11 protein-coding genes are annotated in these 12,106 nt (G+C 37.3%); 8 read left to right on the top strand and 3 right to left on the bottom strand.

The features are described from left to right. Window positions 1–73: 73 nt before the first annotated feature. From rnjA to def, 3 genes are all read right to left on the bottom strand, one after another. Window positions 74–1,765, bottom strand: a complete 1,692-nt coding sequence (rnjA, locus tag FD26_RS09835; protein WP_057868252.1) for a ribonuclease J1 — start codon at window positions 1,763–1,765, stop codon at window positions 74–76. A 3-nt stretch (window positions 1,766–1,768) separates the two neighbouring features. Continuing rightward, complete coding sequence (locus FD26_RS09840) at window positions 1,769–1,981, bottom strand: DNA-directed RNA polymerase subunit epsilon (protein WP_057868253.1); 213 nt, start codon at window positions 1,979–1,981, stop codon at window positions 1,769–1,771. A gap of 137 nt (window positions 1,982–2,118) precedes the next feature. Continuing rightward, window positions 2,119–2,679, bottom strand: coding sequence for a peptide deformylase (gene def, locus FD26_RS09845; RefSeq protein WP_057868254.1), 561 nt, complete (start codon window positions 2,677–2,679; stop codon window positions 2,119–2,121). Window positions 2,680–2,934: 255 nt separating this feature from the next. Between def and FD26_RS09850 the strand changes: the two genes are divergently transcribed. The 8 genes from FD26_RS09850 (at window position 2,935) to typA (ending at window position 12,031) form a co-directional block, all read left to right on the top strand. Continuing rightward, entirely contained in the window at window positions 2,935–3,933 is a 999-nt protein-coding gene (locus FD26_RS09850; protein WP_057868255.1) for a D-2-hydroxyacid dehydrogenase, read from the top strand. Between the two features lie 150 nt (window positions 3,934–4,083). Continuing rightward, a complete protein-coding gene (gene pdhA / locus FD26_RS09855; protein ID WP_057868256.1) occupies window positions 4,084–5,187 on the top strand; it encodes a pyruvate dehydrogenase (acetyl-transferring) E1 component subunit alpha in 1,104 nt (367 codons plus the stop codon). A gap of 2 nt (window positions 5,188–5,189) precedes the next feature. Then, the gene (locus FD26_RS09860; protein WP_057868257.1) at window positions 5,190–6,167 is read left to right on the top strand and encodes an alpha-ketoacid dehydrogenase subunit beta; all 978 of its coding nucleotides are present in this window, start codon (window positions 5,190–5,192) and stop codon (window positions 6,165–6,167) included. Window positions 6,168–6,191: 24 nt separating this feature from the next. Continuing rightward, on the top strand, window positions 6,192–7,472 hold the full coding sequence (locus FD26_RS09865) for a 2-oxo acid dehydrogenase subunit E2 (protein WP_057868258.1): 1,281 nt from the start codon (window positions 6,192–6,194) through the stop codon (window positions 7,470–7,472). Between the two features lie 6 nt (window positions 7,473–7,478). After that, window positions 7,479–8,906: a dihydrolipoyl dehydrogenase gene (gene lpdA, locus FD26_RS09870; RefSeq protein WP_057868259.1), complete on the top strand. Its 1,428-nt coding sequence runs from the start codon at window positions 7,479–7,481 to the stop codon at window positions 8,904–8,906. Between the two features lie 152 nt (window positions 8,907–9,058). Next, entirely contained in the window at window positions 9,059–9,349 is a 291-nt protein-coding gene (locus FD26_RS09875) for a UPF0223 family protein (protein WP_057868260.1), read from the top strand. After that, on the top strand, window positions 9,336–10,115 hold the full coding sequence (locus FD26_RS09880) for an inositol monophosphatase family protein (protein WP_057868261.1): 780 nt from the start codon (window positions 9,336–9,338) through the stop codon (window positions 10,113–10,115). Before FD26_RS09875 ends, FD26_RS09880 begins: the two co-directional genes overlap by 14 nt. Before the next feature lie 56 nt (window positions 10,116–10,171). After that, complete coding sequence (gene typA, locus FD26_RS09885; RefSeq protein ID WP_057868262.1) at window positions 10,172–12,031, top strand: translational GTPase TypA; 1,860 nt, start codon at window positions 10,172–10,174, stop codon at window positions 12,029–12,031. The last annotated feature ends 75 nt before the right edge of the window (window positions 12,032–12,106 follow it).

Genomic DNA, 12,106 nt, shown 5'->3' on the forward strand with positions numbered 1-12,106 from the left:
GCCTATCAACTCTATTTATCGTACAGCCCATATTTACTGCATATTTAGAAAAATAGTAGTTATCGCTCTGTTTTTAGATTGAAGTTCCTATTAACATTGGTAAAATTACAGGATTTCTAGCAGTACGTTTGTACAAGAATTCTTGTAATCCTTCAATTATGATACGTTTTAAAGTTGCTTCAGTAACTTTTTCATCTTCAGTATCAAAAGCATTTTTGATTAAATGGAAAACTCGTTTTTGAGCTTGATTAATCAATTCGCCTGATTCACGCATATATACGAAACCACGTGAAAGAATATCAGGACCAGCTAAAACGATGTGCTTTTGATAATCAATTGTTGCAACTACTACAACCATACCTTCTTCAGAAAGAACTTGACGGTCATGGATAACGACATTTCCGATATCGCCAACGCCTTTACCATCGACATAAACATCTCCGGCAGGGAAGTGACCAGCAACACGAGCATTATCTTTGGTTAAAGCTAGGACATCACCATTTTCTAGCAAGAAAGAGTGATCTTGAGGTACATCACATAATTCGGCTAGTTCGGTATGTATCTTTAACATCCGATATTCACCGTGAATTGGCATAAAGAATTTAGGTTTCATTAAGCGAAGCATAAGTTCTTGTTCCTCTTGACCACCGTGACCGGAAGCATGAATGTTATTAACCTTACCGTGAATAACTTCTGCTCCAGCTTCAGAAAGTTGGTTGATCAAATGGTTAACACTGATAGTGTTACCAGGAATTGGGTTACTTGAGAAGATAACTGTATCGCCTGGTTGAATTGTAATCTGTCTATGCGTACCGTTTGCAATACGACTTAAAGCAGCTAACGGTTCACCTTGTGATCCAGTACAGAGAATCAAAGTTTCATTAGCTGGAGTTTGATTAAGAGCATGAGGGTCAATCAACATATCATCAGTAATATTGAGATAACCTAACTCACGTCCATTTTCAATTGCTTGTTCCATGCTACGTCCGAAGACTGCAATTTTTCGACCTTGTTGAATTGCTGCATCAACAGCTTGGGAAATACGATAAATATTTGAAGCAAAAGTGGCAAAGATAATTCGCCCTTGAATAGTTTCAAATATTTGATGAATAGTTAGTCCAACTGAACGTTCTGATTTAGAGAAAGTAGGGATTTCTGCATTCGTACTATCAGATAATAGACATAAAACACCCTTGGCACCTAGAGCAGCCATCTTTTGAAGATTAGGTGAAGGTAAACCGGCCACAGGAGTTAAATCAAATTTGAAATCTCCAGTTTCAACGATAATACCTTGAGGCGTATGAACAGCAACACCAAGTGTATCAGGAATAGAGTGAGTTGTTCTAAAGAAAGAAACACTCATCTTAGGGAATTTAATAACATCGTCTTCATGCAAAACATGCATTTCAGTTGTTCTCAATAGACCATGTTCTTCCAACTTACCCTTAATTAATGCACAAGCTAATGGACCGGCATAAACAGGTATGTTAGGAAGTTGTTGCAAAAGATAAGGGATACCACCGATATGATCTTCGTGACCATGGGTAATAAATAACCCCTTGATCTTATCTTTATTTTCTACTAAATAGCTATAATCGGAAATGACGTAGTCAATTCCTAGAAGTTCATCTTCGGGAAACTTAATTCCAGCATCAATAACGATTAATTCATCTTGATATTGAACTCCATACATATTTTTACCAATTTCGCCAAGGCCCCCGATGGCAAAAACGGCAACTTCATTATTTTTAACTTTAAAGGACATTAATTAAAACTCCGTTAATTTAAAGTCAGGGCTCTTCTTTTCGTATTCCAAATGCTTTTCATCGAGCTCCTGAATAAATTCAATGTCATAGTCAGTATTCTTTTCAACTGCTTGACGTACTTCAATGCTTGAAGCAGCGTCCATATAAAGTGAATGTGTAAATTCACGACGGGGGTTATCTAGTTCACTTGTTTGATATAAAACTTTATAAATCAATATAAATTTCTCCTTTAATCGAATTAAATGAAACAGGTCAGTTTCATTTGACGTTTTTTCCAGTCCATTTGCGCAATATTCAATAGATAGCACAATTCTACCATATCTAATATTGTAAGTATACTTTGCCGGCTAGATTAAGAGATAACGACAGTACTTGGATCAAGATCAAAAGGTGCAGTTTTATTAATTTTGTCATAGTAGAGATGACCATTTAAATGATCAATTTCATGTTGGCAAACAATTGCAGGATAGCCCTTAACACGCAATGTTTGTGAGTTTCCTTCAAAGTCATCGTATTTAATAGTGATACGGTCAGCTCTAGGGACGAATCCAGGGACGTCTTTATCAACTGATAGACAGCCTTCGCCTTCAGACAGTGCAGCACGTTGAACTGAATTTCTAACGATGACTGGATTGATCAAAGTGATTTTGAGCAAAGGTTTATCAGGATCTTCTTCGTTGGGTACAAGAACTGAGGCCATCATTTCTGAAACCCCAACTTGAGGAGCGGCTAAACCAACACCAGCTCTTAATTGGTGCTTTTCAGCGTATTCTTCATCTTGACTTTTAACAAGATATTCCATCATGTTTGCAGCTAAAGCTTTATCTTTATCACTTAGTGGAAATTGAACTTTTGCTCCAACTTTTCTTAAAACAGGGTCGCCATCACGGACGATATCTTTCATAAAATACATAGTTTCCTCCAAATGTTTAATTGTACATAAATACCACAGTATATCTATTATAGATTATTTTTCCTAAAAAATAGAAGTATTTGAAATTTTTTTTATTTGTTCATAGCTAGTAAACGCTAACATTGATATTAACGCTTTTGTAGGCGGTTATCTTTGTGATATTAATCTGCATAATGCTAAAATGAAAAGTGTACATGTTACCGATTTCACGGAACATAAAATTTGCTTATTGTAATTGGAGGTTCATTAATAAAAATGAAATTAATTGATTATGGCGTAAGAGAAGATGAAAAAAAATATATTCAAGAATGGTCCAAAGAAAATAAGATCGAGGTTACGATCGTTACTGACTTATTGACACCGGAAACTGTAGAAATGGCTAAGGGTTATGACGGGGTTGTAGCTTATCAACAATTGCCATATGACGAAAAAATTTTTGACAAGATGAATGAGTATGGGATTCACGTAATTTCCTTGAGAAATGTTGGTGTCGATAATGTGCCAGTAGAAGCTTTAAAGAGAAATAATATTCGTTTAACTAATGTTCCTAGTTATTCTCCAGAAGCAATTGCTGAATATTCAGTTACTGGCTTAATGGCACTATTGAGAAACCTAAAGCACATGATTCGAAAGGTCGATGATCATAACTTTAAATGGGAGCCAGATATTGGTCGTGAGTTAAATGAATTAACCGTTGGAGTAGCTGGAACAGGAAGAATTGGCCGTGCGGCCATTAAAATTTATCAAGGTTTTGGAGCAAAAGTTATTGCTTTCGATAAATTTCACAATCCTGAAATTGAAAAAGAGGGACTTTACGTCGATAGTTTGGATACGCTATTGAAGCAAGCAGATGTTGTAACTTTGCATATTCCTAGTTTGGGCAAGGGCAATACAGTAATTAATCGTCAGTCGATTGCAGAAATGAAAGATGATGCGATTGTAATTAACACAGCTCGTGGGGATTTGATTAATACGCAAGATCTCTATGATGCAGTAGCAGAAGGTAAGCTGTATGGGGCTGTTTTAGATGTTTATGAAAATGAAGTGGGTATTTTTAATTCCGATCTTAGCGATCAAGAATTTTCCGATAATTTACTGGAAAAAGTCGTCAAGAGTCCTAGATTTATTTTGACACCACATATTGCGTTCTATACAACTAAGGCAGTTAAAAATATGGCAACAGTTTCTTTGAATTCAATGGTGGATGAATTAAAGACTGGCAAGTCTGAAAATGAAATTGATTTAGAAAAATAGTTACTAATTTCACAAACACGGTTTAAAAATTTTTTTGTGGTTGAATGCCTAAACCACTTGTTTTTTGACTGATCAATGTTAGACTAAAAATATATGAAAGCCCTTACAATATTCACAAGGGATGAGTTTTTTATGAAAGGACTGTGAAGTATGGCAAATAAACCAATTGTCGATTTTGAAGCGATTAAAAATAATTTATCAAATGTTTCAAAACCAATTCAAGTTTTGAATGAAAATGCTGAGATAACAGATCAAGAGATTTTTGATACTTTTTCAGATGATGATTTAGTAGAATTTATGAAAAAGATGGTATGGGAACGTGCACTGCATGAACAGACAATGAACTTCTCTCGTCAAGGACGCATGGGATTCTATGCTCCAACTGAAGGTGAGGAAGCTTCCGAGATGGGAACTGTTCTAGCAATGAAGAAACAAGATTATTTGCTTCCAGCTTACCGTGATGTTCCACAATTAATTCAACACGGTGCAACAGTGACTGAAGCATATCTTTGGTCAAGAGGAAATGTTGTCGGTAATAAATTTAAGGCACGTTCAATGATGCCTCAAATCATTATTGGTGCTGCCTATGTTGAAGCCGCTGGTGTAGGACTTGGTATTAAGAAAAACAAAGAGGAAGATACTATTGCCTTTACCTATACTGGTGACGGTGGTACTTCTCAAGGTGACAGTTATGAAGGAATGAACTTTGCTGGAGCCTATCAAGCCCCCGTACTTTTCATTGTTCAAAATAATGGTTTTGCTATTTCAACGCCACGTGTTAAACAAACGGCTGCTCCTACTTTGGCACAAAAGGCCGTTGCTGCAGGTATCCCTAGTGTTCAAGTAGACGGAATGGATATTTTGGCTTGCTATGCTGTTGCTAAAGCTGCTCGTGATTATATGGTGGCTGGCAATGGTCCAGTTCTAATTGAAACATTAACATATCGTTTTGGTGCTCATTCAAGTGCTGGTGATGATCCTAAGCGTTACAGAACTAAGGCTGAAGAACAACCATGGTTTGAAAAGGATCCATTGATTCGTTTGAGAAAAGTTTTGGAAGACAAGGGATTATGGTCTGAAGAACAAGAGGACAAATTGGTCGATGAATATAAAGCCTCATTTAAGGAAGCTATCAAGGAAGCAGATGCTGCACCATCTGATAAAGTTTCCGATATGTTGAAGCGTACATTTGAAATTCCAACTCCAGAAATGAAACAAGAAATTGACAAATTTGAAGCAAAGGAGTCGAAGTAAAAATGGCTAAGAAAACTTATATTCAAGCAATTACAGATGCCTTAGACATTGTTCTGGAAGACGATCCCAAGACATTGATCTTTGGTGAAGATGTCGGTAAAAACGGCGGTGTCTTTAGAACTACACAAGGACTTCAAGAAAAATATGGAGAAGACCGTGTTTTTGATACACCATTAGCTGAGTCAGGAATTATGGGCCTAGCTACTGGTTTAGGCTTAACTGGGTGGCGTCCTATTCCTGAAATTCAATTTATGGGTTTCTCATTTGAAGCGGTTGATCAAATTGCTGGTCAATTAGCTAGAATGCGTTTTAGATTTGACGGATTGAAGAATGCCCCTGTAACTATCCGGACACCTTATGGTGGTGGTACTCATACTGCTGAAATGCATGCTGATAATTTGGAAAACTTCTTTACAGGAATTCCAGGATTACGTGTTGTTATGCCAAGCAATCCTTATGATGCTAAGGGACTTTTGATCTCTTCAGTAGAGAATAATGATCCAGTGCTATTTATGGAAAATTTGAAATTATATCGTTCCATGAAAGATGATATTCCAGATGGAAAATATACAGTTCCTTTGGATAAAGCAAATGTTGTTCGTGAAGGAAACGATATCACGATTGTGGCTTATGGTGCTGAAGTGAATGAGGCTTTAAAAGTAGCTGATACTTTAGCAGAGAAGAATATTTCTGCAGAAGTTATTGACTTGAGAACTGTTTCACCAATTGATACAGAAACAATTTTTAAATCAATTGAAAAAACTCATAAAGTAGTAGTTGTCCAAGAAGCACAAAAAATGGCTGGTGTTGGCGCACAAGTAGCTTCTGCCATCGCTGAGGGTGCCATTCTTTCTCTTGATGCTCCAGTTGGTAGAGTAGCAGCTCCTAATAGTGTTTATCCATTTGCTTTAGGTGAAGATATTTGGATTCCACGTGCTAAAGAAATTGAAGAAAAAGTAAATGAGATTCTCAACTACTAATTAATTGAAGGAAGGGAAAAAACTATGGCATATAAATTTAAATTGCCTGAGCTAGGCGAAGGTATGGCTGAAGGCGAAATTGCCAGCTGGTTAGTAAAGGAAGGCGATACGGTTAAAGAAGATGATTCTTTAGTAGAAATTCAAAATGATAAATCCGTTGAAGAATTGCCTTCACCTGTTTCTGGTACAGTTAAACAAATTGTTGCTAATGAAGGCGACACAGTGGAAATTGGAGATACATTAATCATTATTGATGATGGTTCCGCTGATACAGGCGATGATGAAGCACCTGCTCCTAAAGCAAAAGAAACCGCTAAAGCTTCTGATGCTCCTGCAGAAAAAGCAGCAACTGCTGGTCCAGCAACTGGTTCAGCTAATACACATTACTTAGCAATGCCATCAGTTCGTCAATATGCTCGTGATCAAGGGGTTGATTTAGGTAAAGTAACTCCAAGTGGTAAGCATGGACAGATCACTAAGGGCGATGTTGATTCCTATAAGAGTGGAAATCCAGTAGCACAACCTGCTGCAGAAACTTCTACAACTACAGAAACACCAGCTTCTGCTCAACCAATTACGCCATACAAGTCAGCTACACCTGAACTTGAAACACGTGAAAAGATGACGCTGACTAGAAAAGCTATTGCTAAAGCAATGGTAACAAGTAAGCACACTGCACCGCATGTAACAAGTTTTGATGATGTTGAAGTTTCAGCTTTGATGGCTAACCGTAAGAAATACAAGGCAATTGCAGCTGATAAGGGAATTCATTTAACATTCTTACCATATATTGTCAAAGCTCTCGTGGCCGTAATGAAGGAATATCCTGAATTGAATGCTTCTATTGATGATTCAACTGAAGAAATAGTATACAAACATTACTTTAACGTTGGTATTGCAACAAATACTGAACATGGATTATATGTTCCAAACGTTAAGAACGTTGATTCTAAAGGGATGTTTGAAATTGCTAAGGAAATTACCGAAAATTCACAAGCAGCTTATGACAATAAGTTGAGTATGGATAAAATGAGTGGTGGTTCCATTACAATCAGTAATGTCGGTTCAATCGGTGGTGGTTGGTTTACACCGGTTATCAATTATCCAGAAGTAGCAATTCTTGGTGTTGGTAAGATTGCTAAGGAACCTTATGTTGATGAAGATGGAAATATTCAAGTTGGTAATATGTTGAAGTTATCATTGAGCTATGATCACAGATTAATTGATGGTGCCTTAGCCCAAAATGCTTTGAACCTTTTGAAGAAATTGTTGCATGATCCAGATATGTTGTTAATGGAGGGCTAGTTTAAAATGGCAGAAAATGTAATAGAAAAAGATACCGTTATTATTGGATCAGGCCCTGGTGGCTATGTTGCCGCAATCAGAGCTTCAGAATTAGGTCAAGATGTTACAGTGATTGAAAAATCAGATACAGTTGGTGGGGTTTGTTTGAACGTAGGCTGTGTTCCTTCTAAGGCTTTGATAACAGCTGGACACAGATTGCAACAGGCTAAAGACTCATCAACTTATGGTATTACTACAAGCGATGCGCAAATTGACTTTACTAAGACCCAGGCTTGGAAAGATGAAAAAGTCGTTGCCAGAATGACTGGCGGTGTTCAAATGTTGCTAAAGAAACATCATGTTGAATTAATCAATGGTGAGGCATATTTGGACAATGATACGCAATTACGTGTAATGCCAAGCGGTCCTAGACAATTTATGGATAACGGTGGCGGTCAAACTATCAAATTTAAGAATTTGATTTTGGCTACTGGTAGTCGTCCTATTGAAATCAGAGGTTTCAAATTTGATGATCGCGTAATTGATTCAACTGGTGGTTTGAATCTTAAAGAAGTTCCTAAGGAATTCATCATTATTGGTGGTGGCTATGTTGGAACTGAGTTGGCTGGAGCATATGCTGACTTAGGTGCTCATGTAACTATTCTTGAAGGATCACCTAATATTATTCCTAACTTCGAAAAAGATATAGTTTCAATTGTGAAGAAAAACCTTGAGAAAAAAGGTGTCACAATTATTACCAATGCTATGGCTAAGAAGAGCGAGAATAAGGGCGACAGTGTTGATGTAACTTATGAAGTTGACGGAGAACCTACAACTATCAGTGCTGATTATTGTATGGTAACTGTAGGACGTCGTCCTAATACTGACAATTTTGGTTTAGAGATGACTAATGTCAAATTAACTGATAAAGGTTTAGTTGAAGTTGATGAACAAGGTAAGACATCTGTTGACCACATCTATGCTATTGGTGACATCACACTAGGTCCAGCATTGGCTCATAAAGCCTTTTTTGAAGCTAAGACTGTAGCTGGAGCTATTTCTGGTAAAAACACAGCTAATGACTATATCGGCGTTCCTGCTGTTTGTTTTACAGATCCAGAGTTAGCTAGTGTCGGTTTGACAGAACAAGATGCTAAAGATCAAAATATTGAAGTTAAAGTTGCTAAATTCCCATTTGCTGGTAATGCTAGAGCCGTTTCTTTGGATGCTGCAGAAGGCTTCGTTAAGTTGATTGCTCAAAAAGATACCGGCACACTTTTAGGCGGACAAATCGTTGGCCCTGGTGCTAGTGATCTTATTTCCGAATTGAGTGTAGCTGTAAATTGCCAATTGAATGCAGAAGATATTGCTTTGACAATTCATCCACATCCAACATTAGGAGAACCTATTCAAGAAGCAGCTGATATTTTGATTGGCTATCCAACACATATTTAGAACATTAGTATATTATTTAAGAAATTTAATAAAGATTATTTAGCAACGGAAATTAGATAACTTCGTAGACTAAATAAATGATTTCAATAAAAAAGCGATGCAATTACATCGCTTTTTTTGTATAGTAGAGTAAATATGAAGGGAGTTATTCTATGCAAGATAATTATAGTTATCCTTTTGATGAAACCTGGACTCAAGCCGATATCGTAACGGTTATTGCTTTATACAATGCAGTCGAACAGGCTTATGAATCCGGTGTTAAGAGGGATGAATTTTTGCAAAAATATCGCTCATTTCAACAGGTAGTTCCCATGAAAATGGAACAAAAACGACTTGATAAAGAATTTGAATTACAGTCGGGCTATTCAATCTATCAAGTTTTTAAGAGTTGTCAAAAAGCAAAAGCAAGCGAGAAAGTCAGGATACGAAATGCAAGTAGATAGTAGGGAGATAGATCATTTTTTAGTGCAGCTTTTAGCGGAAGTTGGAAAAGGGCTGCGAGAAGATTCAATTAAAAAAATGTCGGTAGATACAAAAAAGAATCGTAATGATTTAGTGACTAATTTTGATAAAAAGACTGAGAAATTTGTTAATGGCAAAATAAAAGAGGCTTATCCTGAAGCAACTATTGTCAGTGAAGAAGGCTATGGCGATTTAGTTAAGGACATGTCAGGACTAGTTTTTTTTGTTGATCCAATCGATGGCACAATGAATTTCGTTAAACGAGGCGATAATTTTGCTTCAATGATTGGCGTTTACATTGACGGTGAACCACTAATTGGTGCTATTATAGATGTTATGGATAATGAAATTTATCATGGCGGTAAAGAAATTGGCTTATTTATTAATGAAGAACCAATTGATGATCCTAAAAATTTACCCCTGGTAGAAGGGTTAGTTGACGTATCTGCTCCTATGGCGTTGAGCAATAAGTTTTCAGTTCAAGATGTCATAAAGAAAAGCAGTGGTTTTCGTGTGTACGGTAGTGCGGGAATAATTTTTGGCCATCTTTTGACTGGTAAAGAGGTCATGTATATGTCATACTTAGCTCCTTGGGATTTAGCCGCTGGACGTGTTATGTGTGAAGCAGCGGGGATGAACGTTGCAAGTATTGACGGTACCCCGATAAATATGTTAGAATCACAAGTCGTAATAGTTGGTACTCAGAAAGTCGTTTCTGAAGCGCTAAAGACACTTAAAACGCGTTAGTGAACTGTGACAGTCATTCACAGTTTTTTTATTGCAAGTAATCTAAACACGTATTTATGGAAGGAAGAACTAATTTGACTAAGAGAAGAGAAGATATTAGAAACATTGCGATTATTGCTCACGTTGACCACGGTAAAACTACATTAGTTAACGAAATGCTAAAACAATCAGACACATTGGATTCACATTCAGAAATTCAAGATCGTGCCCTTGATTCAAATGCTATTGAAAGAGAACGTGGTATCACAATCCTTTCTAAGAATACAGCGGTTGATTATGATGGTAAGAAAATCAACATTTTGGATACACCAGGACACGCCGATTTCGGTGGTGAAGTTGAACGTATCATGAAGATGGTTGATGGTGTATTACTTGTTGTTGATGCTTATGAAGGAACAATGCCACAAACACGTTTCGTGTTGAAGAAGGCTTTGGAACAACACTTAACACCTATCGTTGTTATCAACAAAATTGATAGACCAGGTGCTCGTCCTGATGAAGTTGTTGACGAAGTTCTTGAATTGTTTATCGAATTAGGTGCTGACGATTCACAACTTGATTTCCCAGTTGTTTATGCTTCAGCTATCAACGGAACATCAAGTTATTCAGATGATCCAGCTGACCAAGAACACACAATGAACCCAATTTTTGACACAATTTTGAAGACTATTCCAGCACCAATTGACAACTCAGATGAACCATTACAATTCCAAGTTGCCTTGCTAGATTACAACGATTACGTTGGTCGTATTGGTATCGGACGTGTCTTCCGTGGGAAGATTGCCGTTGGAGACTCAGTTACAGTTATGAAACTCGATGGTTCTACAAAGAACTTCCGTGTTACTAAATTGTTTGGTTTCTTAGGTTTGAACCGTGTTGAAATTCAATCAGCTAAAGCCGGAGACCTAATTGCCGTTTCTGGTATGGAAGATATCTATGTTGGTGAAACTGTTACACCAGTTGATCACCAAGAGGCACTTCCATTGCTACGTATTGATGAACCAACACTTCAAATGACATTCTTGCAAAATAACTCACCTTTCGCTGGTCGTGAAGGTACAGAAGTTACTGCTAGAAAGATTGAGGATCGTCTAAGAAGACAACTTCACACTGATGTTTCATTGAAAGTTGAAAACACTGATCAAGCTGGTTCATGGCTAGTTTCTGGTCGTGGTGAACTTCACTTGTCAATCCTTGTTGAAGAAATGCGTCGTGAAGGTTTCGAATTACAACTATCACGTCCAGAAGTTATCTTCAAGACAGTTGACAACCAAAAGTGCGAACCTTTTGAAGAGGTAACTATTGATACACCTGACGAATACGTTGGTTCAGTTATTGACTCAATGTCACAACGTAAGGGTGATATGGTTAACATGGAAAGTACAGGAAATGGTCAAACTCGTTTGATTTTCTCTGCACCTTCACGTGGTTTGATTGGTTACTCAACAGAATTCTTATCAATGACTGGTGGTTATGGTATTTTGAACCACACATTCTCAGAATATAAACCAGTTGTTAAGAACTGGAACCCAGGTAGAAGAACTGGTGCTTTGGTTTCAATCAACCAAGGTCCATCAACTACATATTCACTACAATCAGTTGAAGATCGTGGTACATTGTTCATCGGTGCCGGTGTTGATGTATACGAAGGTATGGTTGTTGGTGAAAGTAGCCGTGATCAAGATATCGCTGTTACTGTTACAAAGGGTAAGAACCTTACAAATACTCGTGCTTCTGGTAAGGATCACGCTGCTGCCATCAAGACTCCTAGAGAAATGTCACTAGAACAATCTATCGAATTCCTAAACGAAGACGAACTTTGTGAAGTAACACCTAAGAGTGTTAGATTACGTAAGAAGATTTTGAACACAAACGAACGTAAGAAGTTTGACAAACAAAAGAAAAATACTAAATAATGATACTTTTCATTAGGGGTTAAGGACTTTGTCCTTGGCTCCTTTTTTTTGGCTGTACGATAAATAGAGTTGATA

Source organism: Companilactobacillus crustorum JCM 15951 (genome assembly GCF_001434585.1).
Classification (GTDB): domain Bacteria; phylum Bacillota; class Bacilli; order Lactobacillales; family Lactobacillaceae; genus Companilactobacillus; species Companilactobacillus crustorum.